General features: G+C 66.0%; 22 protein-coding genes, 1 tRNA gene, 1 other RNA gene and 2 pseudogenes. 20 read left to right on the top strand and 6 right to left on the bottom strand.

The annotated features are described in order from the left end of the window. Positions 1 to 72 precede the first annotated feature (72 nt). Positions 73 to 1,385: pseudogene (locus JD971_RS02335) on the top strand (ATP-binding protein). Between the two features lie 26 nt (positions 1,386 to 1,411). Here the strand turns inward: JD971_RS02335 and JD971_RS02330 are convergent. Further along, entirely contained in the window at positions 1,412 to 1,744 is a 333-nt protein-coding gene (locus tag JD971_RS02330) for a chorismate mutase (protein WP_202085671.1), read from the bottom strand. A gap of 146 nt (positions 1,745 to 1,890) precedes the next feature. Between JD971_RS02330 and JD971_RS02325 the strand changes: the two genes are divergently transcribed. From JD971_RS02325 to JD971_RS02315, 3 genes are read left to right on the top strand one after another with little or no spacing between them, the layout of a single operon-like run. Beyond that, entirely contained in the window at positions 1,891 to 2,901 is a 1,011-nt protein-coding gene (locus tag JD971_RS02325) for a polyprenyl synthetase family protein (protein WP_236672226.1), read from the top strand. Positions 2,902 to 2,908: 7 nt separating this feature from the next. Beyond that, complete coding sequence (hrpB, locus tag JD971_RS02320) at positions 2,909 to 5,380, top strand: ATP-dependent helicase HrpB (protein WP_202085669.1); 2,472 nt, start codon at positions 2,909 to 2,911, stop codon at positions 5,378 to 5,380. 34 nt (positions 5,381 to 5,414) lie between these two features. Continuing rightward, positions 5,415 to 5,693, top strand: a complete 279-nt coding sequence (locus JD971_RS02315; RefSeq protein WP_202085667.1) for an ETC complex I subunit — start codon at positions 5,415 to 5,417, stop codon at positions 5,691 to 5,693. A gap of 30 nt (positions 5,694 to 5,723) precedes the next feature. On the opposite strand, the gene JD971_RS02310 is transcribed toward JD971_RS02315, so the two are convergent. Beyond that, complete coding sequence (locus JD971_RS02310; protein ID WP_202085665.1) at positions 5,724 to 6,212, bottom strand: hypothetical protein; 489 nt, start codon at positions 6,210 to 6,212, stop codon at positions 5,724 to 5,726. A gap of 64 nt (positions 6,213 to 6,276) precedes the next feature. Between JD971_RS02310 and ffs the strand changes: the two genes are divergently transcribed. The 5 genes from ffs (at position 6,277) to JD971_RS02285 (ending at position 11,737) form a co-directional block, all read left to right on the top strand. Then, positions 6,277 to 6,371: signal recognition particle sRNA small type (ffs, locus tag JD971_RS02305), an RNA gene on the top strand. 113 nt (positions 6,372 to 6,484) lie between these two features. Then, positions 6,485 to 8,263 carry a DNA polymerase III subunit gamma/tau gene (locus JD971_RS02300; protein ID WP_202085663.1) on the top strand — a complete coding sequence of 593 codons (1,779 nt, stop codon included), beginning with the start codon at positions 6,485 to 6,487 and terminating at the stop codon, positions 8,261 to 8,263. A 46-nt stretch (positions 8,264 to 8,309) separates the two neighbouring features. Then, entirely contained in the window at positions 8,310 to 8,654 is a 345-nt protein-coding gene (locus JD971_RS02295; protein WP_202085662.1) for a YbaB/EbfC family nucleoid-associated protein, read from the top strand. Between the two features lie 103 nt (positions 8,655 to 8,757). Beyond that, complete coding sequence (gene lon, locus JD971_RS02290; protein WP_236672225.1) at positions 8,758 to 11,199, top strand: endopeptidase La; 2,442 nt, start codon at positions 8,758 to 8,760, stop codon at positions 11,197 to 11,199. A 265-nt stretch (positions 11,200 to 11,464) separates the two neighbouring features. Beyond that, a complete protein-coding gene (locus tag JD971_RS02285; RefSeq protein ID WP_202085661.1) occupies positions 11,465 to 11,737 on the top strand; it encodes an HU family DNA-binding protein in 273 nt (90 codons plus the stop codon). Positions 11,738 to 11,816: 79 nt separating this feature from the next. Here JD971_RS02285 and rlmB read toward each other — a convergent pair whose 3' ends face one another. Beyond that, positions 11,817 to 12,584, bottom strand: a complete 768-nt coding sequence (rlmB, locus tag JD971_RS02280) for a 23S rRNA (guanosine(2251)-2'-O)-methyltransferase RlmB (protein WP_202085660.1) — start codon at positions 12,582 to 12,584, stop codon at positions 11,817 to 11,819. A 204-nt stretch (positions 12,585 to 12,788) separates the two neighbouring features. On the opposite strand from rlmB, the gene JD971_RS02275 reads away from it, so the two are divergent. Together JD971_RS02275 and cysS are read left to right on the top strand one after the other, a co-directional pair. Then, positions 12,789 to 12,874, top strand: a tRNA-Tyr gene (locus JD971_RS02275). Positions 12,875 to 13,301: 427 nt separating this feature from the next. Continuing rightward, positions 13,302 to 14,777: a cysteine--tRNA ligase gene (gene cysS, locus JD971_RS02270; protein ID WP_202085659.1), complete on the top strand. Its 1,476-nt coding sequence runs from the start codon at positions 13,302 to 13,304 to the stop codon at positions 14,775 to 14,777. A 16-nt stretch (positions 14,778 to 14,793) separates the two neighbouring features. Here cysS and JD971_RS02265 read toward each other — a convergent pair whose 3' ends face one another. After that, a complete protein-coding gene (locus tag JD971_RS02265) occupies positions 14,794 to 15,162 on the bottom strand; it encodes a hypothetical protein (protein ID WP_236672224.1) in 369 nt (122 codons plus the stop codon). Between the two features lie 10 nt (positions 15,163 to 15,172). On the opposite strand from JD971_RS02265, the gene JD971_RS17015 reads away from it, so the two are divergent. The 9 genes and pseudogenes from JD971_RS17015 (at position 15,173) to JD971_RS02220 (ending at position 20,806) form a co-directional block, all read left to right on the top strand. Then, positions 15,173 to 15,400 carry a hypothetical protein gene (locus JD971_RS17015; protein WP_202085658.1) on the top strand — a complete coding sequence of 76 codons (228 nt, stop codon included), beginning with the start codon at positions 15,173 to 15,175 and terminating at the stop codon, positions 15,398 to 15,400. 256 nt (positions 15,401 to 15,656) lie between these two features. Then, entirely contained in the window at positions 15,657 to 16,166 is a 510-nt protein-coding gene (locus JD971_RS02255; protein WP_371809698.1) for a helix-turn-helix transcriptional regulator, read from the top strand. 128 nt (positions 16,167 to 16,294) lie between these two features. Further along, a complete protein-coding gene (locus JD971_RS02250; protein ID WP_202085657.1) occupies positions 16,295 to 16,765 on the top strand; it encodes a TVP38/TMEM64 family protein in 471 nt (156 codons plus the stop codon). A 69-nt stretch (positions 16,766 to 16,834) separates the two neighbouring features. Next, entirely contained in the window at positions 16,835 to 17,530 is a 696-nt protein-coding gene (locus tag JD971_RS02245) for an MBL fold metallo-hydrolase (RefSeq protein ID WP_371809697.1), read from the top strand. A gap of 189 nt (positions 17,531 to 17,719) precedes the next feature. After that, entirely contained in the window at positions 17,720 to 17,899 is a 180-nt protein-coding gene (gene rpmF / locus JD971_RS02240) for a 50S ribosomal protein L32 (RefSeq protein ID WP_202085655.1), read from the top strand. A 32-nt stretch (positions 17,900 to 17,931) separates the two neighbouring features. After that, positions 17,932 to 19,014, top strand: a complete 1,083-nt coding sequence (gene plsX, locus JD971_RS02235; protein ID WP_202085653.1) for a phosphate acyltransferase PlsX — start codon at positions 17,932 to 17,934, stop codon at positions 19,012 to 19,014. After that, positions 19,011 to 20,001, top strand: a pseudogene (locus tag JD971_RS02230) (beta-ketoacyl-ACP synthase III). Before plsX ends, JD971_RS02230 begins: the two are co-directional and overlap by 4 nt. An 86-nt stretch (positions 20,002 to 20,087) precedes the next feature. Further along, entirely contained in the window at positions 20,088 to 20,384 is a 297-nt protein-coding gene (locus JD971_RS02225; protein WP_202085651.1) for an integration host factor subunit alpha, read from the top strand. After that, positions 20,381 to 20,806 carry a MerR family transcriptional regulator gene (locus JD971_RS02220; protein ID WP_202085649.1) on the top strand — a complete coding sequence of 142 codons (426 nt, stop codon included), beginning with the start codon at positions 20,381 to 20,383 and terminating at the stop codon, positions 20,804 to 20,806. Before JD971_RS02225 ends, JD971_RS02220 begins: the two co-directional genes overlap by 4 nt. Here the strand turns inward: JD971_RS02220 and JD971_RS02215 are convergent. Both JD971_RS02215 and JD971_RS02210 read right to left on the bottom strand, forming a co-directional pair. Next, positions 20,798 to 21,346, bottom strand: a complete 549-nt coding sequence (locus tag JD971_RS02215; RefSeq protein ID WP_202085647.1) for a histidine phosphatase family protein — start codon at positions 21,344 to 21,346, stop codon at positions 20,798 to 20,800. The genes JD971_RS02220 and JD971_RS02215 overlap by 9 nt on opposite strands. Beyond that, positions 21,343 to 24,174, bottom strand: a complete 2,832-nt coding sequence (locus JD971_RS02210) for an ATP-dependent DNA helicase (RefSeq protein WP_202085646.1) — start codon at positions 24,172 to 24,174, stop codon at positions 21,343 to 21,345. Before JD971_RS02210 ends, JD971_RS02215 begins: the two co-directional genes overlap by 4 nt. Between the last annotated feature and the right edge of the window lie 4 nt (positions 24,175 to 24,178).

The following is a 24,178-nucleotide window of genomic DNA, read 5'->3' as shown; positions in this document are numbered from 1 at the left end:
GATGCGTCCACGGCCCTGACCGATACGCGTGCGCGCCTCCCGCGGGCGCACACGGGATCGCTGTCGCGGCGCATGATGCTGATCGCGCTGGCGTGGATCTCGATCCTGTTGCTGGCGGGCGGGGTGGCGCTCGACCGGACGCTCAATTCCTATGTCACGCGCAGTTTCGACGAGCAGCTCGAATATATCCTGACCGCGATGGTCGCGTCGGCCGAAATCGGGCCGGACGATGCGGTATGGTTTTCGCGGCCTTTGGGGGATCAGCGTTTCCTGGAGCCGGGGAGCGGCCTCTACTGGCAGATCGTGGGCGAGGGGCACGAGGATTATCTGTCGCGATCTTTGTGGGACAGGCAATTGCCGGTGCGCGAGACCGACAGCATGGACCCTGTGATCTTCGATTCCGCCACGTTCGAAAATGAACCGCTGCGCGTGATACAGCGGCCCATCATCCTTCCCGGAAGCGATACGACATGGTGGTTCACCGTGGCAGCATCGCGCGGCGAGCTGAATGCGCAGATCGGGCGGGTGCGCTCGATCCTCATCTACAGCTTCGTCGTGCTGGGCTTTGGCCTGATCGTGATGGCCGCGTTGCAGACATGGCTCGGCCTGTCGCCCCTGCGCGGGATCCGGCGCGCCATCCACCGCATCCGCGTGACCGGCGTGCCGCGGGTGGAGGAACCGCTCCCGCTCGAGGTGCAGCCGATGGTGGACGAATTGAATGCCCTGCTCGCCCATTCGCAGCGGCAGGCCGAGGAGGCGCGCACCCATGCCGGCAATCTCGCCCATGCGCTGAAAACGCCTCTCACGGTCGTGAACAATGCCGCCGCCGCCCGCGCGCCCGATCTCGACGAGGTGGTCAAGCGCGAGGCCGCGATCATGCGCCGGCAGGTCGACCACCATCTCGCCCGCGCCCGCGCCCTACCGGCCGCAGGGTCAGCGGGCTTGCGCGCGCCGACGTGCGCGGCGCGGCGGACGCGGTGGAGCGGGCGGTCGGCCGGCTCTACCCCGACGTGCGGTTCGACATCGATGGCGCCGATACCGCCATGGTCGCGCTGGAACGGCAGGATCTCGACGAATTGCTCGGCAATCTGGTCGAGAACGCCGCCAAATACGGCGGGGGCAGCGTGTTCGTCACGGTCGATGCGGTGCCCGATGGCGAATTGTGCGAAATCTGGATCGAGGATGACGGCATGGGCATCCCCGATCCCGAGCGTATCCGCATATTCGACCGGGGCGCCCGGCTCGACACGAACAAGCCGGGCACGGGTCTCGGCCTTGCGATCGTGCGCGACGTGGTCGAAATCTATGGCGGTGAGGTCGCGCTCGAGGAAAGCGAGGACCTGGGCGGGCTGCTGGTCCGGCTGGCCCTGCCGCGCGCGGGATAAGGCGCACGGACGAAGGCTTGCGCCGATTATTCGCCGCGGGCCTGCTGATGATGGCGGATGACCTCGTCGATGATGAAGCGCAGGAATTTCTCGCTGAATTCCGGGTCGAGATCGGCGTCTTCGGCCAGCGCCCGCAGGCGGGCGATCTGCTTTTCCTCGCGCGCGGGGTCGGCGGGGGGCAATTCGGCCTTCGCCTTGAACTCGCCGACGGCCTGCGTGATGCGGAACCGTTCGGCCAGCATGTGCACGAGCGCTGCGTCGATATTGTCGATGCTGCGGCGGTAGGCGGACAAGACGTCCGTCGGCGAGCGGCTGCCCTCGGTCTGCGCCTGTTTCGATGTCTGTTTCGATCCGGTCATGGCTCGCGTCTTACCAAGCCCCTGCCCGCTGGCAAGCGCATTGCGGCGATGCCCGGTCGCGGGGCGCCACCGTTCCGGCGCGATTCGTCGGGATATCCCCAACTTGTCTCTTGCTTTGGCGCGCTATCGCCCCCAAACGACGCTGCGTGAGCGCAACAGTGCACAAATTGACCCCCGGCGAACCGTCGCTGTCTCCGATTCTGGCGCTGACCGCCGATGGGATGAGCGGGGTGAACCGCATCATCCTCGACCGGATGCAGTCGAAAATCCCGCTGATTCCCGCTTTGGCCGGTCACCTCATCGCGGGTGGGGGCAAGCGTATGCGCCCGATGCTGACCCTCGCCAGTGCGGCACTCCTCGAATATGAAGGCGTGCGCCATCACAAGCTCGCCGCGGCGGTGGAATTCATCCACACCGCGACGCTGCTGCACGATGATGTCGTCGACAAATCGGACATGCGCCGCGGCAAAGACGCGGCCAATATCGTGTTCGGCAACCCTGCCGCCGTGCTGGTCGGGGATTTCCTGTTTTCGCGCAGCTTCGAATTGATGGTCGAGGACGGCAGCCTCAAGGTGCTGAAGATCCTGTCGGGCGCGAGCGCGGTCATCGCCGAGGGCGAGGTCGATCAGCTCACCGCGCAGCGCAAGGTGGAAACGGGCGAGGAACGCTATCTCCACATCGTCGGCGCAAAGACCGCCGCGCTGTTCGCCGCCGCCTGCCGCATTGCCGCCGTCGTGGCCGAACGCGATCCGAAGGTGGAGGAAGCGCTCGACGATTATGGCCGCAATCTCGGCATTGCGTTTCAATTGGCCGACGATGCGATCGATTACGATTCCGAAGTCGGCAGATCCGGCAAGGACAAGGGCGACGATTTCCGCGATGGAAAGATGACGCTCCCGGTCATCCTCGCCTATGCGCGCGGCGATGCGAAGGAGCGCGCCTTCTGGCAGGACGCGATCCGGGGCAAGCGGAACTCGGACGAGGATCTTGCCCATGCGATCGCGCTTATCGCGAAATATGATGCGGTGACGGACACGCGCGAACGGGCACGCCATTTCGCGAATCGCGCCATCGATGCCATATCGGGCTTTCCCGCGAACGAGGCGCGCGCCGCGATGATGGAGGCGGTGCAATTCGCGGTGGCCCGCCGCTATTGACCCCGCGATGGAGAGCGCGCCGCTCCCCATAAATGCCGTCCTGCCCGACCTTGCCGCCGCGCTGCGCGAGGGGGCGGGCGCCGTGCTGATCGCGCCGCCGGGCGCGGGCAAGACGACGGCGGTTGCCCCGGCCCTGCTGCATGAGCCGTGGTGCGACGGCGAAATCCTTTTGCTCAGCCCGCGCCGCGTCGCCGCGCGTGCCGCCGCCGAACGCATGGCCGAAACGCTGGGCGAACGGGCCGGCGCGACGGTCGGCTATCTTTCCCGCATGGACAGCCGGACATCGGCTCTCACCCGCATCACGGTGATGACGGAGGCGATTTTCGTCAATCGCATCGCCGCGGATCCCGAACTCTCCGGCGTGTCCGCGGTCCTGTTCGACGAGGCGCACGAACGCCATCTCGATAGCGACCTCGGCCTCGCCCTTGCGCTGGAGACGCAGGCGGTGCTGCGGCCCGATCTGCGTCTGTTGGTGATGTCGGCGACGATCGACGGCGCGCGGTTCGCGCAGACGATGGGCGGCGCCCCGGTGATCGAGAGCGAGGGCAAGATCCACCCCCTCACCATCGAGCATATCGGTACGCGGGCGGAATTGCGGCTGGAGGACCAGGTGGCGGGCGCCGTGCGCCGGGCGTGGAGCGAGACGAAGGCGGACCGCGATCTTCTCGTATTCCTGCCGGGGGTACGAGAGATCGAGCGCGCGATGGACACGGTGACGGCGGCGCTGCCGGGCGCGCTCGTCCTGCCGCTCCACGGGCAGGTGGAGCCGGCGGAGCAGCGCCGCGCCTTGCGCCGCGACGATGGCGGGCGGCGGCGGATCGTCTTGGCCACGGCAATCGCGGAAACCTCGCTCACGCTCGACGGGGTTTCGGTGGTTGTCGATGCGGGTCTGTCGCGGCGTCCGGAATTCGATGTCGAGGCGGGGCTGACCCGGCTCGTCACCGTGCGCGCGAGCCGCGCCGCCATTGCGCAGCGGGCGGGCCGCGCCGCACGACAGCGCTCCGGCACCTGCTATCGCATGTGGGAGGCCGCGGCCGAAGGCGGGTTTCAGCCCTATGATCCGCCCGAAATCGCGACGGCGGATCTGGCGCCGCTGCTGCTGTCGCTGACGCGGTGGGGGAGCGGGGCGGACGAATTGCGCTGGCTCGACCCGCCGCCCGCCGCTGCACTGCGCGCCGCGCGGGACAGGCTGGAGGCGCTGGGTGCGCTGGATGCCGAGGGGCGGCTGACGGCGCGGGGTGCGGATCTCGACCGGATGGGGATCGAGCCTGCGCTTGCGGCGATGGTGCTGTTCGGGGCGCGGCACGGCGTGGCGGAAACGGCGGCGCGGATCGCGCTTTTGTTGCAGGAACGCAATCTCGGCGGCGGGGGTGAGGATCTGGCCGCGCGGCTGTCGCGGTGGAACGCCGCGCGGGGCGGGCGTGCCGATGCCAGCCGCAAGCTCGCCGCCCGATGGGCGCGCAAGGCCGAAAGCCTTGCCGGGACGGACCGGGCGGAGACGGGCGATGTCCCGCCGCCGGGCATCCTGCTCGCCCATGCCTTTCCCGACCGGGTCGCGCGGGCGCGGGGTACGAATGGCGAGGACTGGCTGACCGCCGGCGGGCGAGGGTTGCGGCTCGACCCGCTTTCGACGCTGGCGCGGGCGGAATGGCTGGCGGTCGGCGCGGCGCAGGGGCACGCGGGCGGGGCGCGCATCATGGCGGCGGCCGAGATCGAGGCGGAGGATGTCGAGCGCTGGCTGGCGAACCGGATCGAGCGGCGCCGCACGCTGCGCTGGAACGAGGGGCGGGCGGAGGCGCGGCTGCAACGCCGGATGGGCCGGATCGTGCTGGCCGAAGGGCCGGACCCGGAGCCCGATGCGGAGGCGATCGCGGCCATGATGGTGGCGCGCGTGGCGCGGGACGGGCTGCAATTGCTGCCATTGGGCCGCGCGGCGCATGGCTTGCTGGCGCGCGCGCGATTTGCAGGGCTCGACACGCTGTCGGACGAGACTTTGCGCGCCGAGGCGGACGCATGGCTCACGCCGCTGCTTGCGGGCAAGCGCAGTTTCGACGCGCTCGACCCGCGTGGGTTGCACGATGCCCTGCGCGCGCGGCTCGACTGGCCGGCGCAGCAGACGCTCGACCGGGTGGCGCCGGCGAACTTCACCTCGCCCGCCGGGACGAGCCACGCCATCGATTACGAAGCGGAAGGCGGCCCGCAGGTCGAATTGCGGGTGCAGGCTTTGTTCGGACTGGACCGTCATCCCGAATTCGGCAGCCCGCCGCGTGCGCTGCTCCTGCAACTGACCTCGCCCGCGGGCCGTCCGATCCAGGCGACGCGTGACCTTCCCGCATTCTGGCGCGGGAGCTGGGCCGATGTGCGGCGCGAGATGAAGGGGCGCTATCCCCGCCACCGCTGGCCCGAACGGCCGTGGGAGGAGGAGGCCAGCCTGAAAACCCGCAATGCTTTTGAAGGGCGGGGCCGATCCCGCGCTTGATTTCGGCGTCGGCACGGGGCATCGCAAGGGCATTATGGCAGCACGAATCTATCAGCGTCCGAAAAACGCCATGCAGTCGGGGCGTGCGCGTTCCAGCGACTGGATCCTCGAATTCGAAGCGTCGGAGGCGAAGAAGCCCGACCCGCTGATGGGCTGGGCCGGGTCCGGCGATACGCAGGCACAGGTGCAGTTGCAGTTTCCCGACTGCGACGCGGCGAAGGCTTATGCCGACAAATACGGGATCGCGGTGCATATCGTGCCGACCCCGCCGCGCCGGCTCAAGCTGCAGGCCTACGCCGATAATTTTCGCTGACCGGTCCGCCGGGTTCGCGCCCCGCCGGCCTTATTGCTTGAGCGTGATGCGCCCGTCCTGATACGCGGTGCGGCAATCGCCGGCATCGTGCTGCACATCCTCGACGCGCAATACGGTCGTCGTCATCGCTTCGCCTTCGAAACGCATGTCGTCGCATTCGCCGTCATTGGCGAACGCCCCTTCGTCGTCGCCCCACGCGATTCGCCGTGCATCGACGACGCGCTGCTGCAATTCCTCGCTGCGCATGGTCACGCGCGTCTGCTCGAACGCGACGCGGCAATCGGTTGCGTCGTGGCCGCGATCCTCGTCATTGAGGACGGCCGCCATGCCGGCGCCGATGAAACGCATGTCGTCGCATTCGCCATCGCGCGCCCATTCGCTGCTGTCGTCCCCGAAATCGGGTGTTTGCGCCATGGCCGAAGGCGTCATGCCCGGCATCGTCCCGGTCAGCAGGATGGCGGTGGCCGCGGTGCGCAAGCTTCTGCTCGTCATGGTGGTGTCGATTCCCGTCCGTATCATGGCAGCGGCGATAGCATGTCGGATTGACCCTTGCCATTTATTGCGCGGATCGGCATATCGCGGGCCGGGAGTCGGGTGGACGTTCGCGTTCGCCAACCTGGTCAGGTCCGGAAGGAAGCAGCCACAACGGATTGCTGCGGGTCGCCCGGCTCCTTCATCACCCCATATCTGCCGCGATCGGTCCGGGTGGCTGCCCGGAACCATCGAGCTATCCGCAATTTGCACATCCGCGCCCTTCGACATTGGGGGGTGATCGCACTACATTGCGGGCCATGGCCGATTCACCCGATATCTTTGGCGCCGGCGATCCTGCCCCGGCGCCGCCCCCGCGCGAACCCGACATGGCGGACGATGCCCTCGGGCTCGGGCTAGGCGAACCGGCAACGTCGCCCGCGACCGTGCCCGACCCGGCGCAACCCTATCGCGTATTGGCGCGCAAGTACCGGCCGCAGACCTTCGGACAGCTCATCGGGCAGGACGCCATGGTGCAGACGCTGGCCAATGCGATCCGGCGCGACCGGTTGGCGCATGCATTCCTGATGACCGGCGTGCGCGGGGTGGGCAAGACGAGCACCGCGCGGCTGATTGCCAAGGCGCTGAACTGCATTGGCCCCGACGGGCAAGGCGGGCCGACCATCGACCCGTGCGGCGTGTGCGAGCCTTGCGTCGCCATTGCCGAGGGGCGCCACATCGACGTGATCGAGATGGACGCCGCCAGCCATACCGGCGTCGACGACGTGCGCGAGATTATCGAGGCGGTACGCTATTCCGCGGTATCGGCGCGCTACAAGATCTATATCATTGACGAAGTGCACATGCTCTCGCGCAATGCGTTCAACGCGCTCCTGAAAACGCTGGAGGAGCCGCCGGCGCATGTGAAATTCCTGTTCGCCACGACCGAGGTGGACAAGCTTCCGGTGACGGTCCTGTCCCGGACGCAGCGGTTCGATCTGCGCCGGATCACCGCGCCCATGTTGCAGGCACATTTCGCCTGGGTCTGCGCGCAGGAACAGGTCGAGGCGGAGGACGAGGCGCTGTCCATGATCGCTGCCGCCGCCGAAGGATCGGTGCGCGACGGGCTCTCGATCCTCGACCAGGCGATCGCCCATGCCGACATGGCGAGCGAGGGCGAAACCACCCGCGTCAGCGCGGATCAGGTGCGCGACATGCTCGGCCTTGCCGACAAGGGAGTGCAGCGCCGCCTGCTCTCCGCCGTGCTGTCGGGCGACGGGGCGGGGCTGCTCGATCTGGTCGACCGGCAATATGCACTCGGCGTGGAGCCGGTGGCCCTGCTGCGCGGACAGATGGAGCTCGTCCACCGCATCACGCTGGCGCAGCTCGCGCGCGGCGCCGCCGATGCGCCATTGGCAGAGGAGCGCGCGGCGATCGAGCAATGGGCGGGCACGCTGGGCGCGGCGCAATTGCACCGGCTCTGGCAATTGCTGCTTAAAGGACATGACGAGGTGCGGACCGCGCCCGACCCGCTCGCCGCGGCGCAGATGGCCCTGCTCCGCATCCTGCACGCCGCGGACATGCCCGATCCCGGCATGCTGATGCGCAGGCTGGACGAAATGGCCGCCCGACCGGCGATTGCCGCTAGCGGCGGCGGTGATGCGCAGGCCGCCCCCACGGCCACGACCGCCGCGACGACGAGGCCCGCTCCGGAATGGACCGATCTCATCGAACAGGTGGAGGATGTCGGCCAGCTGCGCGTGGGGCAGATCATGCGGGACTGGATCCGGGTGGCCGAATTGCAATACGGGATGCTGCGCTACGCCACGGTGCCCGGCTATGGCGAGGACGTCGCCCCCGAATTGCGCGACGCCCTCTACCGCGCCACGGGGGAGCGATGGGAACTGCACCGCGCGGAGGAGTGCGAGGCGACACGCCCCTCGCTGGCCGAGATCGCCCGCGCAAAGGCCGAAGACGAAGCCCGCATCGTGCGCGAGGCGCCGTTGGTGAAGGCGGCGCTTTCCGCCTTTCCCGACGCCCGGCTCATGGACGAGGCCGAAGTGGAACAGATGGACGAGCGGCGTTTCAAACGCGCCTGAAGCCCCTATATATTGACCCGATAACAGGCACGACAGGAGCCAGACGATGAAATCGATGGAAGAAATGATCCAGGCCGCGCAGCAGGCCGCCGAAACGATTCAGAAGCAGATGAACGACGCGCAGGCCACGCTCGACAATATCGAGGTCGAGGGCGTGTCGGGCGGCGGCATGGTCAAGATCCGCAGCACGGCGAAGGGCCGCATCCTGGGCGTGTCGATCGACGACAGCCTGATGGTGAAGGAGGACAAGCAGATGCTGGAGGATCTCATCACCGCGGCCTTCAACGATTGCCGGACCCGCGCCGACGCCCGCGCGAACGAGGAGATGCAGAAGGTGCAGTCGCAGGCCGGCCTGCCGCCGGGCTTCGACCTTTCCAAGCTCGGTCTCTGATCGCGGGCGGCGACGCCCGCCGTGGTTGCACCCGTGCGATACTGCACCATATTGGATGCGGATCGTAATGCGCGCGCCGGACGATTGGCGTAAGCGCCACTGAATGGAAAATATCTGGATGAGTTCCTACCCGCTTCTACCCTTGCGCGACATCGTCGTATTTCCCGGCATGGTCGTGCCGCTTTTCGTCGGACGTGAAAAATCCGTCGCTGCGCTGGAGGCTGCGATGGCCGCGCCCGATGCGGACGACGCCGACGAGGATGAAAACGCATCGGGCAAGCAGATCATGCTGGTCTCGCAGATCGATCCGGCCTGCGACGATCCGGCGGCGGACGACCTGTATGACATGGGCGTGGTCGCGACCGTGCTGCAATTGCTGAAACTGCCGGATGGCACCGTTCGCGTGCTGGTCGAGGGGCAGGAACGCGCGGCGCTCAACGCGGTCGAGGATACCGGCGCCATGGTCCGCGCCGAGGTCGAGGTGCTCGACGAGATCACCGCATCGGGCAGCGAGGTCGCCGCCCTCATGCGCCAGGTGATGGAGCAGTTCGACGATTATGCGAAACTGAACAAGAAGCTGTCGGCCGATGCCGGCGAACAGCTTGCCGAGATCGACGATGCCTCGCGCCTTGCCGATGCGGTCGCCGCGAACATTGCCGCCAAGGTCAGCGACAAGCAGGCGATGCTGACCGAGCGCGATCCGGTGAAGCGGCTGGAGATGGGGCTGTCCTTCATGGAAGGCGAGCTCGGCGTGTTGCAGGTCGAACGCCGCATCCGTGGCCGTGTGAAGCGGCAAATGGAAAAGACGCAGCGCGAATATTACCTCAACGAACAGCTGAAGGCGATTCAGTCCGAGCTCGGCGGCGAGGGCGAGGATGGCGACGAGCTGTCCGAACTGGCCGAGAAGATCGAGAAGACGAAGCTCTCCAAGGAGGCGAAGGCGAAGGCCAATGCCGAGTTGAAGAAGTTGAAGGCGATGCAGCCGATGAGCGCGGAGGCCACCGTCATCCGCAATTATCTCGACGTGCTGCTGGGCCTGCCGTGGGGCAAGAAGTCGAAGGTCAAGAAGGACATCGCCAAGGCGCAGGAGGTGCTCGACGCCGATCACTACGCGCTGGAAAAGGTGAAGGACCGGATCGTCGAATATCTCGCGGTGCAGGCACGCACCAACAAGCTGAAGGGGCCGATCCTGTGCCTCGTCGGGCCGCCGGGCGTGGGCAAGACCTCGCTTGGCCGTTCGATCGCGCGTGCGACGGGGCGCGAGTTCGTGCGCCAGTCGCTGGGCGGTGTGCGCGACGAGGCCGAGATTCGCGGCCATCGGCGCACCTATATCGGCTCGCTTCCGGGCAAGATCGTCACCAATCTGAAGAAGGCGGGCGCGTCCAATCCGCTCTTCCTGCTCGACGAGATCGACAAGCTGGGGCAGGATTTCCGCGGCGATCCGGCCTCGGCCCTGCTCGAGGTGCTGGACCCAGAACAGAACGCAAAGTTCCAGGATCATTACCTCGAGGTCGATTACGATCTGTCCGACGTGATGTTCGTGTGCACGGCCAATTCGCTGAACCTGCCGCAGCCGCTGCTCGACCGGATGGAGATCATCCGCCTCGAAGGATATACCGAGGATGAAAAGGTCGAGATTGCCGAGCGCCACCTGATCGAGAAGCAGGTCGAGCAGCACGGGCTTACCGAAGGGGAATTCACCCTGACTCAGGAAGGCCTGCGCGATTTGATCCGCTATTACACGCGGGAGGCCGGTGTTCGCACGCTCGAGCGTGAGATCGCGCGGCTCGCGCGCAAGAGCCTGCGCAAGATTCTGGAAGGCGAGGTGAAGAGCGTCACCATCACGCCGGAGAACTTGGGCGAGTTCGCCGGGGTGCGCAAGTTCCGCCACGGCGTTTCGGACGAGGAGAACCAGGTCGGCGCGGTCACGGGCCTCGCCTGGACCGAGGTGGGCGGCGAATTGCTCACCATCGAAAGCGTCACCGTGCCCGGCAAGGGGCAGGTTCGCACCACCGGCAAGCTGGGCGAGGTGATGAACGAGAGCGTGCAGGCGGCCTTCAGCTTCGTGAAGGCACGTGCGCCCGCATACGGCATCAAGCCGTCGATCTTCCTGCGCAAGGACATCCACATTCACCTTCCCGAAGGCGCGGTGCCCAAGGACGGGCCGAGCGCGGGCGTCGGCATGGTCACTTCGATCATTTCCACGCTGACCGGGATCCCCGTGCGCGCGGATGTCGCCATGACGGGCGAGGTGACGCTGCGCGGCCGCGTACTGGCCATCGGCGGGTTGAAGGAAAAACTGCTGGCAGCATTGCGCGGCGGGATCACCACCGTTCTCATTCCCGAAGAAAACCGCAAGGATCTGGTGGAAATCCCGTCGAACATTACCGATCGGCTCGAAATCCTCCCGGTTTCGCATGTGGACGAGGTTCTGGCCCGCGCCCTGGCCGAACCGACCGAGATGATCGACTGGAGCGAGGCGGACGATCTGGCCAGTCAGCCGGCGCCGATCGGAACGGCCGGGACGGTGCCCACCGCCCATTAAGGTCCGGTTTTTACTGCGAACGATAATACCGCGATGTGGCAACAATGCTGCATCGCGGTATTTCGCGTGCGGTGTGGCCCGATGGCGCCTCTTTGCCGCAAACGGATCCAAAATCGCATCTTTTCCGCGGCTTTGGCGCGGATTTGCCTTTGACACGCTGGCCGAAAACCGCTCCATTCCGTGCGTCTTAGGGGCGATTCATTATCGAGCCGCCCGTTAGGGTCACGAGTTTCATTAGCCAATCATACAAGGGGGTTTTCGAACCATGAACAAGAACGAGCTGATCAGCCAGGTTGCCGATGCCAGCGCCCTGTCGCGCAACGATGCGACCAAGGCAGTCGAAAGCGTTTTCGACGTCATCACCGAGGCGCTCGCCAAGGGTGACGAAGTGCGCCTCGTCGGTTTCGGCACGTTTTCGGTCGCAGAGCGCAAGGCATCGACCGGTCGCAACCCGCGCACGGGCGAGCCGATGGAAATCAAGGCTTCGACCCAGCCGAAGTTCAAGGCCGGCAAGGGCCTGAAGGACGCCGTCAACTAAGACGCGCGTTCATCGCACATGAAAACCGCGCGAAGGCATCGGCCCTCGCGCGGTTTTTCGTTGCGCGCAATCCGCGGCCTCAGTTTTCGGGCAGGTCCCGCATCGCACAGGCATAGAGGCTGATCGCCGCGGCATTCGACACGTTCAGGCTTTCAACCGCAGTCGCGATCGGCAGCCGCGCGATCTGGTCGCAATGCTGCCCGATATTGTGGCGCAGGCCGTCACCCTCTGCGCCGAGCACGAGCGCCACCGGCCCGGTCGTCAGCGCGTCGGCGAGCGTCGCCTCGCCATCGCCGTCGAGCCCGATGCGCCAATATCCGGCCTCCGCCAGATCGTCGAGCGCGCGCGAGAGATTGACCACGCGCACCCATGGCAGGGTTTCCAGCGCGCCCGATGCCGATTTGGCAAGCACGCCCGATTCGGGCGGCGCGTGCCGATCCTGCGTCACGATGCAGGCCGCGCCGAATGCGGCGGCGGATCGCATGATCGCGCCCACGTTATGCGGATCGGTCACATGGTCGAGCACCACGATCGGCGCGCCCGGCTCCCCCAATGCGACATCGTCGAGGAAGATATCGTCGAGCGGATCGCATTCGACGACCAGGTTCTGATGCGGCGCATCGCGGGCGACCAGCCGCGCCATGTCGGTATTCTGCGCATATTCGACCCGCACGTCCTGCGGGAGCTCGATCTGCTCCTCCTCGAGCATCGCGTCGATCGCCTCGCGCGTGCCCCATAGTTTCAGGATGGTGCGATCCTCATTGGCCAATGCCGCCGCGACCGCGTGCCGGCCCCAGAAGCGCACCGCGCCTTTCGATGCGCGCCCGCTGCCGCGTCCGCCCTGCATCCGGTAAGCGCGTCCGCGCAGTGCTTTTTCTCGCCTTTTTTCACCATGTTCTCGCGCCTCGTTCCAATTTGTGCGCCGCCTGTGCCAGCCTGCCTGTTGACAGGCAAGCGCAGCTTCGCCAAAGGGTGCGCCTCTAGGCCGGACGGACCTTTGCGGTTCGTCGCTTTTGAAGGGGCAAACGCCCCATCGATACGGCACCGGTGTGGACAGGTGGCCGAGTGGTTAAAGGCAGCAGACTGTAAATCTGCCCGCGCAAGCGTACGCTGGTTCAGATCCAGCCCTGTCCACCACCGCCGTTCCGGACGCCCATCACGAATGGCCTCACTGACGCCGGATCTGCCCTGCGCGAAATCGGTAAAGCTCTAGGATCGCGGTCGTTCGGCGGCGCGATGACGCTTCGCACGTTCGTCAGCTCTTCATGCATCCGGCGCGATTCGGAAAGGGCTGGCCAGATCGCCTGGCAACGCCGCAAGCGACAGGGAACGTGATCATTCGGTCCGATGCCGATGAAGCCCCCCGGCAGGATAGGATGGCGCCTTTATAGGATGGCGCCTTTAAAGATGTGCCGGACGGCGATGATGCGCTTGGAGTTGCGGCGATCGGGCCCGCCGATTTACGATGGATGGTCCGCCGCCCGGCGCCATGTGGCGTCCCGCGACAGATACGCAGCATGCCCCCTGCCTTGACCCGCGGGCATGCCGGGCTAAGGCACGGGACATGACCCAAGCGCCTCTCACCCTGTTCAATTCGCTGACCCGCAAGGCGGAGCCTTTCGTCCCTGTCCATCCGGGCGAGGCGCGTGTCTACAGCTGCGGCCCGACGGTGTATAATTACCCGCATATCGGCAACATGCGCGCCTATGTCTTTGCCGACACGTTGGGTCGGGTGCTGAGCTGGCGCGGATACCGGCTTACCCATGTCATCAACATCACCGATGTCGGCCATCTGACCGACGATGCCGATGCGGGTGAGGACAAGCTCGAAAAAGCGGCGAGCGAGCGGGCGCAGTCGATCTGGGACATTGCGCGCCATTATACCGATTCGTTCAAGGCGGATGTCAACGCGCTCAATATCCGGCAACCCGCCGAATGGACCGTCGCGACCGATTACATCGACGCGATGATCGATTTTGCGACATCCATCGCGGACCGGCACTGCTATGAAATCGACAGCGGCCTGTATTTCGATACCGCGAGCGTCGCCGATTATGGCCGCCTGGCCCGCGCCGTGACGGAGGAGGGCGAGGGCCGCATCGACGCGGTGGAAGGCAAGCGCAACGCCGCCGATTTCGCGATCTGGCGCCGGACGCCGCCCGGCGAAACGCGCCAGATGGAATGGGATTCGCCATGGGGCCGGGGGGCGCCGGGCTGGCACCTCGAGTGCAGCGTGATGAGCGGGCAGGTGCTCGGCTTTCCCTTCGACATTCACACCGGCGGCATCGACCACCGCGAAATCCACCATCCCAACGAAATCGCGCAGAATCAGGCGTTCTGCGGCTGCGGCGGATTGGACGAGGCGGTGCATTCGGGTGCGAAAATCTGGATGCACAACAATTTCCTCGTCGACCGGACGGGAAAGATGAGCAAGTCCTCGGGCGAATTCCTGCGCCTGAAACTGCTGCGCGATCGGGGCTATCACCCGCTGGCCTATCGCGTGATGTGCCTGCAGGCGCATTACCGCAGCGAGCTGGAGTTTTCCTGGGACGGGCTGCTGGCGGCGCTCACGCGGGTGAAGCGGCTTTTGACGGGCGCGCGCAATGCGATCGGTTCGAGCGGCGAAACCGTCGCATCGGGCGCGGTGCTGGCCGATCTCGCGATCGACAATGCCAGGTTGCGCGCGCTGCTCGACCGGTTCGATGCCGCGCTGGCGGACGATCTCAACACGCCGGTCGCGCTGACCGTGCTGGAGGAGGCGGTGACGGCGAAGAAGGTCCCGGCGCAGGAGAAGGTCGCGCTTGTCGCCGCGATGATGGCGGTGCTGGGCCTGCCTCTGCTCGGGCGCGAGGATTTCCGGATCCGTCCCCAATCCGCGCAACTCGACGAAACCGAGGTGGAGGCGGCAATGGATCGGCGCAAGGCCGCGCGCGCGGCAAAGGATTTTGCGACCTCCGACGCGATCCGCGACGAACTGGCCGCCAAGGGGGTCGAGGTGATGGACGGCGATCCGCTGGGCTGGGAGTGGCAGCCCGGCTGATCGCCGCCGGCTGCGCTCAACCCTCGTCGAGCAGCAGCACCTCGATTTCCACGCAGAGCCGCGGTTCGGGGAGCAGGCTGTGCTCGACCGAGCGGACCTCCGCATCGGCGACAAGGTGCCGGGGAATCGAAAATTCGTGATCGGCCAGGCTGGCGACGAAGCGTTCGCCCGCCTCCACCGCATGGACCCCGGTAAAGGCGAGGCTCATCGTGTGGCGCGATCCGGTGAAGGTGATGCTGGCCCATGGCCGCTGCGAATGGACGACGATGCGCCCTTCGTTCTCCGCGAGGTCCAGCACCGCCGCCGCGAGCCGTTCGCCCGGCGTGCGTTTGGAGCGCATGGCCATGGTCCTTTTGAAATCGAAGCTCTTGGTCAGGATTGGCATTTCATAGGACATGCTGCGTCTCCCCACCCTTGGCGATGTATTTGTTCATGAAATGTTCCACCCGCATTATCGTGCGACGACGCGGTTCGCGACCATTGCGCAAATCGACGACCAGACGCGGATCGCGCACGGCGAGCCTTCCGAACTTCGTTTCCGGCATTCCGGTGCGGCGGAGAAATTTCTCGATGTCCCGAATCAGCAACCTAACCTCCATTCTGCGACCCCAAGATTACGGTGATTCGCCTTGGGAATATCCTTTTGATCTAAAAAGAAATCCTACTTGTCTAGGAAAAATCTTTCGATTACATAGGAAAAATGATCGACGACCCGACACGCGCCCGGCTTCTGGCCTTGGCGGAAAGCAATGGCACCACGCTTGCGGCCCTTTCCCGGCTGATCGGGCGCAATGCGAGCTATCTTCAGCAATTCATACGTAAGGGAAGCCCGCGAAAGCTGGAGGAAAACGACCGCCGCCGGCTCGCGGAATTTTTGGCGTGGCCGAGGAGGAGCTGGGCGGCGCCGATGGGAAAGAAAAATCCTACGCCAAGCCGACTTCCGGGCCGGCAGCGCGGCCTGCCGCTGCGATGCGTGGTGCGCCCAGATGGGTGCAGATCCCGCGCCTGCCGCTCGGTGCGTCGGCGGGGCCGGGCGCGTTCTCGGCGGAGGAATCGCCGGTCGGGCAATTGTCCTTTTCCGCCGCATGGCTGCGCGAGCTGGGGTTGTCGAGCCAGGCGCTGAATGCGATCACCGTGGCGGGCGATTCGATGGAGACGACCCTTTCGGATGGCGACGAAATTCTGGTGAACCGGGATCTTGCCCGAATCCGCGACGGGATTCACGTGCTGCGCCGCGACGATACGCTCTTGGTGAAACGATTGCAGTTCAACCCGCCGGGCCGGGTCTCGATCATTTCGGACAATGCGGCTTATCCGCCCGAACATGGCGTCCCCCTCGACGAGATCGAGGTGATCGGCCGCGTCGTGTGGAAAGGCGGGCGGGTGTGATCGCGCGGGGTGCGACCGGAGCGCAGTGCCTGTTTTTTAACCTTTCGCCGCGAGACTGGCGCGAACGGGCGATACACGGGGGAACCAACCGGTCCTTCATGCTATAGTCATGTGATGAGGGACGAATCGTGGACGGCTTGACGGAAACATTGTTGGAATGGGCGCGGTTCGTGCAGGACCCTGTCATGCTCGCCATCATTTTCCTCATCGGGACGACGGCGCTCGTCGCATGTTGCGTTCCGGGCGTGATCCTGCCGGCGACGTTTTCCTCCGCCGCGCTGCTCGGCGGATGGCAGGGTGGGCTGATCGTCGCATTGGGTGCCCTGCTCGGCAGCCACATCCTGTTCGTTGTCACCCGGCATGGCATGCGGGCACGTGTGCGCGACCGGCTCGGCGACCGGCTCGACGGGTTCGAGCGGCAGTTCGAACGGCGGGGTCTTCTCTACATCATCGGCTTGCGCGTTGCGGGAACGCCCCATTTCCTCGTCACGGGGGCCAGCGCGCTCAGCACGCTGAACCACCGGTCCTTCGCCTTTGCCACGATGATCGGCTTCCTTCCCGCCATCGCGATGACCGCCGCGGCCGGTTCGGTGATCTGAACCTGCACGAGAATGGCCACGCCGGCCGTCTGCCTTGCATTCGCCGAGCACGGCGGCCACATTTCGTGCATGACAGACACCACGCCCCAACCCGTTTCGCCCCCGAAAGCTGAGCCCCCGATGCGGGCCGCGATCCTCCCCGTGACGCCGTTGCAGCAGAATTGCTCGCTCCTGTGGTGCACGCAGACGATGCGGGGCGCCCTGATCGATCCGGGCGGCGATCTCGACCGGTTGAAGGAATCGGTTGCGAAGGCGGGCGTGACGCTCGAAAAAATCCTGATCACCCATGGCCATATCGACCATTGCGGCGAGGCGGCGCTGCTGGCGCAGGAGCTGGACCTGCCGATCGAGGGGCCGCAGGAGGCCGACCGGTTCTGGATTTCCCGGCTTGCCGACGACGGCCGCAAATACGGGATCGCGGGGACGTGTTTCGAGCCGGACCGATGGCTGCAGGACGGCGATACGGTCACGCTGGGTGCGCTCACGCTCGACGTCATCCATTGCCCCGGACACACGCCCGGCCACGTCGTGTTCTACCATGCGCCGTCGCAATTTGCCGTGGTCGGCGACGTATTGTTCAAGGGGTCGATCGGCCGCACCGATTTCCCGATGGGCAATCATCAGGATCTGCTCGATGCAATCACGCGCAAATTGTGGCCGCTGGGCGATGATGTCACGTTCATTCCCGGCCACGGTCCGGTGAGCACGTTCGGTCAGGAACGCCGGACGAATCCCTTTGTCGGCGATGCGGCGATGGCTGGTTGAAGGGAGCCATGTTGCTGGCCGATGACGACACGCCCTTGCGTATCGTGCACAATTCGGTATAGCGCGCGCCTTCGCCGCAACCGATGCGACTGTCTGGCCGACCGCCTGTGGGACACCCCTTGTGGTCCGGTCATGCTTCGCCTAGGGCATCGGCAATTGTCTTATTCATGATTTAACACAGGTGCCGAAATGGCTGTCCCCAAAAGAAAAGTATCGCCGCATCGCCGTGGCAACCGCCGCGCGCATGATTCGCTCAAGCCTGCCGCGTATCACGAGTGCGGCAATTGCGGCGAGTTGAAGCGTCCCCACAATCTGTGCGACGCATGCGGCCATTACAACGGGCGTGAGATCGTTTCCGTCGGCCTTTGACGTCTGACGACTCGCAACCGGGAGATAGTTCGATGAGCTTGCCGCGTATCGCCGTCGATGCGATGGGCGGCGACGTGGGCGTGCGTGTCATGATCGAAGGCGCGGCACTGGCCCGCCGTCGTCACGACCGTTTCAAGTTCCTGCTCGTCGGCGATGAGACGCAGATCAAGTCTGCGCTCGACCATCATCCCAATCTGCGCGACGCGTCGGAAATCCTCCACGCGCCGGAGCAGGTCGAAGGCGACGAACGCCCGACGCAGGCGCTGCGCCGGGCGCGCCGTACGTCCATGGGCATGGCGATCGCCGCGGTCAAAAGCGGCGAGGCCGGGGCCGCGGTGTCGGGCGGCAACACCGGCGCGCTGATGGCCATGGCAAAGGTGTCGCTGCGCACCATGCCGGGGATCGACCGGCCCGCGCTTGCCGCGCTGCTGCCGACGCTGGGCGACACCGATCTCGTCATGCTCGACCTCGGTGCGAACACGGAATGCGATGCCCGCAATCTGGTGCAGTTCGCAATCATGGGCGCGGCCTACTCGCGCATTGCGACCGGCCTTGCCGAACCGCGCGTACGCCTGCTCAACATCGGGACCGAAGAGATCAAGGGCACCGACGCCCTGCGCGGCGCATCGGAAAAGCTGCGCGAGGCTTCGAAGACTCTCGCCCTGCGTTTCGACGGCTTCATCGAGGCGGACAAGCTCGCGCGCGGGAGCGCCGACGTCGTCGTCACCGACGGTTTTTCCGGAAATATTGCATTGAAGGCGGTGGAGGGTGCGGCCCGTTTCGTCACCGACCTTCTGAAAGATGCGTTTCAAAGTTCGCTGCGCTCCAAGCTCGGCTTTCTCATCAGCCGGCCGGCGACGGAATTGCTGAAGCATCATCTCGATCCCAACAACCACAATGGCGCCGTTTTCCTGGGCCTCAACGGCATCGTGGTGAAGAGCCACGGCAATGCGAATGCGGCGGGCGTGGCCAATGCGGTCGCGGTCACCGCGCGCCTGCTGGAGGAAAACCTGACCGAACGCATCACGGCCGATCTTGCCGAGGGCGCCGCGCTGCAGGGCAGCATGCCAGCGGCCGGCGAAACCGCCCCGTCCGCAGGTAGCGACATACGATGAGCGACACGATCCGCCGCGCCGTCGTGCTGGGATGTGGTTCCGCGCTTCCGGCGCGATGCGTCACCAATGCCGAGCTTGCCGAAACCGTCGATACCAGCGACGCGTGGATCGTGGAGCGCACCGGCATCCGGCAGCGGCATATCGCCGGCGATGGCGAAACGACGGGCACGCTCGCCGCAGACGCCGCGCGGAAGGCCATGGCCGCCGCCGGGGTGGAGCCGGATGACATCGGCCTGATCGTGCTGGCCACCGCCACGCCGGATCAGACGTTTCCCTCCACCGCGAGCTGGGTGCAGCATGAAATCGGCGCGAAGAATGCCTTTGCCTTCGACGTGGCGGCGGTGTGTTCGGGTTTTCTCTATGCGCTCGGCACGAGCCAGATCGATGCTGAAAACCGGGATGGCGAAACGCGCGCTGGTAATTGGCGCAGAGACGTTTTCGCGCATCCTCGATTGGGACGACCGGGGGACATGCGTGCTCTTCGGCGATGGCGCGGGAGCCTTTGTGCTCGAAGCGCGCGACGTCGCTGCGGCGGATGCCGCCTCCGCGCCGGGCGTGATCGCGACGCGGCTGCATACCGATGGGGAGCACGGTTCGCTCCTCTATGTCGATGGCGGTCCGTCGACGACGGGGACCGTCGGCAAGCTGCGGATGAAGGGACGCGAGGTGTTTCGTCACGCGGTCGTCAACCTGGCCCAGGTCCTGCGCGAAGTGCTGGACGAGGCGGGTATGACGGGCGCCGAGGTGGACTGGGTCGTGCCGCATCAGGCCAATGCCCGGATCCTCGACGCCACGGCCAAGAAGCTTTCGCTTCCGCCCGAAAAGGTGATCAAGACGGTCGACATCCACGCGAACACGTCGGCGGCGAGCGTACCGCTGGCCTATGATGTGGCGGTGCGGGACGGGCGAATTAAATCGGGCGATCTGGTCATGCTGGAGGCGATGGGAGGTGGCTTCACTTGGGGGGCGAGCCTGCTTCGGGTGTAAATTCCCTACATCGCTTGACGTCAAATTCATAACCTATGATAATGTAAGGGTTCTTCCAGGGTCGCTTCTATACAAAGGAAATGCCGATGCGATCAGCCGGAACTCTGACCCGCGCCGATCTTGCTGATATTATCCACCGCAAGCAGGGGCTTAGCCGTGCGGAATCTCTCAACATGGTTGAGGCGATCCTGCGCTTGATGTGCGATGCGCTGCATTCGGGGGAAAACGTCAAAATTTCCGGGTTCGGGACATTCCTTCTTCGCGACAAGAGCGAACGGATCGGCCGCAATCCGAAGACCGGGGTGGAGGTTCCCATCACCCCGCGCCGGGTCATGACCTTCCGTGCCAGCCAGCTTCTCAAGGAACGTATAAGCGCACGATGAAAAACAGCGACGATCTGTTTGACGATGGAAAGGATCCGCAGGCTTTCCGCACGATCGGGGAGGTGGCGTCCGCGCTTTCGATAAAACCGCATGTCCTGCGCTATTGGGAGACGCAGTTTTCCGCCCTCGCGCCGATCAAGCGCAGCGGGAACCGGCGCTATTACCGGCCCGAGGACGTCGCGATTGTGCAGAGGATCGATCGCCTGCTCAACCACGAAGGCTACACGATTCGCGGCGCGGCAAAGGCGCTGGCCGAGCCGGAACCGGCCGCGACGACCGCAGCCGCGGCGCGTCCTGCACCGCCACGCGGAGAGCGTCCGGGCATGATGAGCGACGAGGAAATGTTGATGCGTCTGCGCGCGATTCGCGAAACGCTGTCTCAGATCAAGGACGAGACCAAGCCCGCCGACATGTCAGTTTAGATCGGGGCCGAGCGCAGGGTCGAGATCGCGGGGCCGCGTCAGCGCGACAATCCGCCCCTTCGCATCGGGCAGGTCGGCCCAATCGTCGATGTCGAACTCCAGAACGGCGAACGCCCCCGTGGGATATTTCACAGCGACCGTATCGCGCATGGCATTGCCGGCGTCGTCGGGAACGTGGTCGAGCACGAAATCCTCCAGCCCCGGATTATGCGAAACGATCAGCAGCGAATCGCACGACCCGCCCATTTCGGCGGCGACCTCCGCGATCACTTCGGAGGTGGCGAGATAGAGGCGGCGATCCTCCGCCCGGTCGACCGGTGCGCGTCGCCCCATCGCATCGAGCGCGAGATCGAGCGTTTCACGCACACGCTGCGCCGGTGAGGCGAGGATCCGGTCGAAGGCTGGGGCCCGCGCGCCGATATGCGCCCCCATCACGGTTGCGGCCCGGCGGCCCTTTGCATTGAGCCCGCGATCGAAATCCCGACCGCTCGGCTGGTGGTCTTCGGATTTGGCGTGCCGCAACAGCCCGATGATCTTCAAACCGCTTCTTCCTCTACACCCGGATCGTGACCGGAAATGTCCCTGTCCGAAACACGGCTGTCTAACATTTTTAATGCTTCGTCCAGAGTGACCCGCGAAACCGGCGTGCCTTCGGGAAAGGCAGACAGCAGGCGCGACGGGAAAGCCGGCGACAACACGACGAACGCCCCCGAATCGGCACGGCTGCGGATAAGCCGCCCGAATGCCTGCGCCAACCGCCCGCGCACGATCGCATCGTCATAGGCCTGCTTGCCGCCTTTCTCCTCGCTCTTCGCGCCAGGCACCATATGGGCGGCGCGGCGCGCGCGGTGCAGGATCGACGGCTTGGGCCAGGGAACCTGCTCCATCACCACCAGCCGCAGCGATTCGCCCGGCACGTCCACCCCGTCACGCAGGGCATCGGTGCCCAGCAGGCTGGCCTTGGGATCGTCGCGGAAAATATCGACCAGCGTTCCGGTGTCGATCGGGTCGATATGTTGCGCAAAGAGCGGCAGCCCGCCCCGCGCCAGTCGATCGGCGATGCGGGCATGCACTGCGCGCAACCGGCGGATCGCGGTGAACAGGCCGAGCACGCCGCCGCGCGAGTGTTCGATCAAGCGGCCATAGGCGGCGGCAAGCCCGGCAATATCGCCCTTCTTCACATCGGTCACGATGATCACCTGCGCCTGCTTGGCATAATCGAAGGGGCTCGCCGCCTCGGTCAGCGCCGCCGCCACGCCGAGCTGCACCGCGCCAGAGCGTTCGAGCGCGCGCGCCCAGTCGGGTCCGTCCTCCTGCCGGTCGCATAGCGTGGCGCTGGTCTGCATCACGCCATGCGCGGGTTCCAGCACGGTACGGGCAAAGGGCCGCATCGGATCGAGCCAGCGGCGGTGTATTGCGATGTCGAATTCGCGCGCCTCGGCGCGTTCCACGGCGAACCAGTCGACGAAATCCGCATCCACCGGCCCGCCCATGCGCGCGCACATCGCCTCCCACGCGGTCAGCGTGTCGATCCGCCACCGCAGCGAATGGCGCGCCCCGTCGACACGCTGCCGCCCCTGCGCATCGAGCCAGTCGGGCGGATCGGCAAGGATCGCCTCCAGCCGGGCGGACAGCGCCATCAACGGTTGCCGCAGGCGGGCCAGCGCATCCTTCGCGTCGCTCGCCGCGCCGATGAACGCAGCGTCGAGATCGGTCACTTCGGTCTCTATGCCATAGCCTGCGTCCTGCGCGCTCGCATCGCGGGCGAAGGTCAGCGTACGCACCGCAGCGAGCAGACGTTCGATCGGGCCCCACGGTTCGCCCTCCGCAATGCGCGAAAGCCAGCCATCCGCGGGCAGCAGGTCGGCCGCCTCGCGCGCCTTGCCAATCGCCGCATCGCCCGCTTCGTCATAGCTCGCGACGTCGGAAAGGCGCGCGGCAAGGCCCCGGCGGCGGCCTTTCGACTTGCCCTCGGGCCCGATGACCCAGCGGCGCATCTCGATCGCCTCGCTTCCCGAAAGGGCGGCGGCAAAGGTGGAATCGGCCGCATCGAAGAGATGATGCCCTTCGTCGAACACGATGCGGGCGGGGCGCTGCTGCCCCTCGCGTTCGTCGCCATTGCCCGACCCGCGCGCGGCGTGGACCATGACAAGGGCATGATTGGCGATGACGAGATCGGCGTGGGCGGATTGACGGGCGGCACGTTCGATGAAGCATTTGCGATAATGCGGACACCCGGCATAGACGCATTCGCCGCGCCGGTCGGTCAGGGCCGCCATGCCGCGCCGCCGGAACAAGGTCGGCAGCCATCCGGGCAGGTCACCGCCCACCATGTCGCCGTCCTCGCTGAACGCGGCCCAGCGCGCGACGAGCTGTGCGAAAATGCCGGGGCGCCCTGCGAAGCCGCCTTGCAGGGCATCCTCCAGATTGAGCAGGCACAGATAGTTCTCCCGCCCCTTGCGCACGACGACGGCGGGGGTTTCGCGTGCCTCGCCCGCATCGACATCGGGCCATGCACGGCGGCTTTCCCGGCGAAGCTGACGCTGGAGAGCCTTCGTATAGGTGCTCACCCACACCGTGCCGCCCGCCGCCTGCGACCAGAGCGAGGCGGGCGCGAGATAGCCCAGCGTCTTGCCCACCCCCGTCCCGGCCTGCGCGAGCAGCATGTTCGGCTGGCCGACTTCGGGCCGGGGCGCGAAAATGCGCGCAGCCGCACGGGCATATTCGCGCTGCCCCTCGCGGCGTTCGGACCCTTCGCCGGTGAGCTGGTCGAGCCGTGCGGTCACCTCATCCTCCGCAATGGCGACATGCGCTGGTTGCGGGCGCGGCGGGCGCTCCTCCCATTCGGGCAGCTTTGCAAAAAGCCAGGGCTCGGCGCGTTCGGGCCGGCGGACATGCGGGGCCAGAAGGCTCGCCCAGGGCCAGCGCAGGCGGGACAGCGATTGCAGCGTGCTCCACGCGCCGGGCCGCTCGATCCAGTCCTCCGCCTCCACCTGCGCGAACAGCACAGCCGCCGCCCGGGCAAGCAGATGCGGCACCTCCGCCTCGTCCTGCGGAATGGCGAGGCCCAGACCTTCGGCCAGCCCGCGCGGCGTCGGCACCATGAAGCGGGCCGGATGAACGAAGGCGAACAGTTCGAGCAGATCCAGCCCCGATAATTCGGGATAGCCGAGCCGGCTCGCCACCAGCGGCGCATTCAGCATCAGCAGCGGAGTCTCCGCCGCCGCCATGATCGCCTCACCCCGCGAAAGACCGCGCACCTCGCCGTCGCGAGAGGCGAGCCAGCACCCCGAATGGCTCGCATGCAGGGCGGGCAGGGCCAGAGCATCGGCGAGGCCCGTGGTATCAGGGGGAAGGGGGGCGGACATTCGC

Origin of the sequence: Croceicoccus sp. YJ47 (assembly GCF_016745095.1) — a bacterium.
Classification (GTDB): Bacteria; Pseudomonadota; Alphaproteobacteria; order Sphingomonadales; family Sphingomonadaceae; genus Croceicoccus.
The sequence above is the reverse complement of the archived record's forward strand: the minus strand, read 5'-3'. Positions and strand labels throughout refer to the sequence as shown.

Coding starts and splice junctions, on each gene's coding strand:
- JD971_RS02210 (WP_202085646.1), bottom strand. CDS start 24,174: ATGTCCGCCCCCCTTCCCCCTGATACCACGGGCCTCGCCGATGCTCTG.
- JD971_RS02225 (WP_202085651.1), top strand. CDS start 20,088: ATGCGATCAGCCGGAACTCTGACCCGCGCCGATCTTGCTGATATTATC.
- hrpB (WP_202085669.1), top strand. CDS start 2,909: ATGGAGAGCGCGCCGCTCCCCATAAATGCCGTCCTGCCCGACCTTGCC.
- cysS (WP_202085659.1), top strand. CDS start 13,302: ATGACCCAAGCGCCTCTCACCCTGTTCAATTCGCTGACCCGCAAGGCG.
- JD971_RS02285 (WP_202085661.1), top strand. CDS start 11,465: ATGAACAAGAACGAGCTGATCAGCCAGGTTGCCGATGCCAGCGCCCTG.
- JD971_RS02245 (WP_371809697.1), top strand. CDS start 16,835: ATGACAGACACCACGCCCCAACCCGTTTCGCCCCCGAAAGCTGAGCCC.
- JD971_RS02315 (WP_202085667.1), top strand. CDS start 5,415: ATGGCAGCACGAATCTATCAGCGTCCGAAAAACGCCATGCAGTCGGGG.
- JD971_RS02330 (WP_202085671.1), bottom strand. CDS start 1,744: ATGACCGGATCGAAACAGACATCGAAACAGGCGCAGACCGAGGGCAGC.
- lon (WP_236672225.1), top strand. CDS start 8,758: ATGGAAAATATCTGGATGAGTTCCTACCCGCTTCTACCCTTGCGCGAC.
- plsX (WP_202085653.1), top strand. CDS start 17,932: ATGAGCTTGCCGCGTATCGCCGTCGATGCGATGGGCGGCGACGTGGGC.
- JD971_RS02300 (WP_202085663.1), top strand. CDS start 6,485: ATGGCCGATTCACCCGATATCTTTGGCGCCGGCGATCCTGCCCCGGCG.
- JD971_RS02310 (WP_202085665.1), bottom strand. CDS start 6,212: ATGATACGGACGGGAATCGACACCACCATGACGAGCAGAAGCTTGCGC.
- rlmB (WP_202085660.1), bottom strand. CDS start 12,584: ATGCAGGGCGGACGCGGCAGCGGGCGCGCATCGAAAGGCGCGGTGCGC.
- JD971_RS17015 (WP_202085658.1), top strand. CDS start 15,173: ATGCTGCGTCTCCCCACCCTTGGCGATGTATTTGTTCATGAAATGTTC.
- JD971_RS02295 (WP_202085662.1), top strand. CDS start 8,310: ATGAAATCGATGGAAGAAATGATCCAGGCCGCGCAGCAGGCCGCCGAA.
- JD971_RS02220 (WP_202085649.1), top strand. CDS start 20,381: ATGAAAAACAGCGACGATCTGTTTGACGATGGAAAGGATCCGCAGGCT.
- rpmF (WP_202085655.1), top strand. CDS start 17,720: ATGGCTGTCCCCAAAAGAAAAGTATCGCCGCATCGCCGTGGCAACCGC.
- JD971_RS02265 (WP_236672224.1), bottom strand. CDS start 15,162: ATGCCAATCCTGACCAAGAGCTTCGATTTCAAAAGGACCATGGCCATG.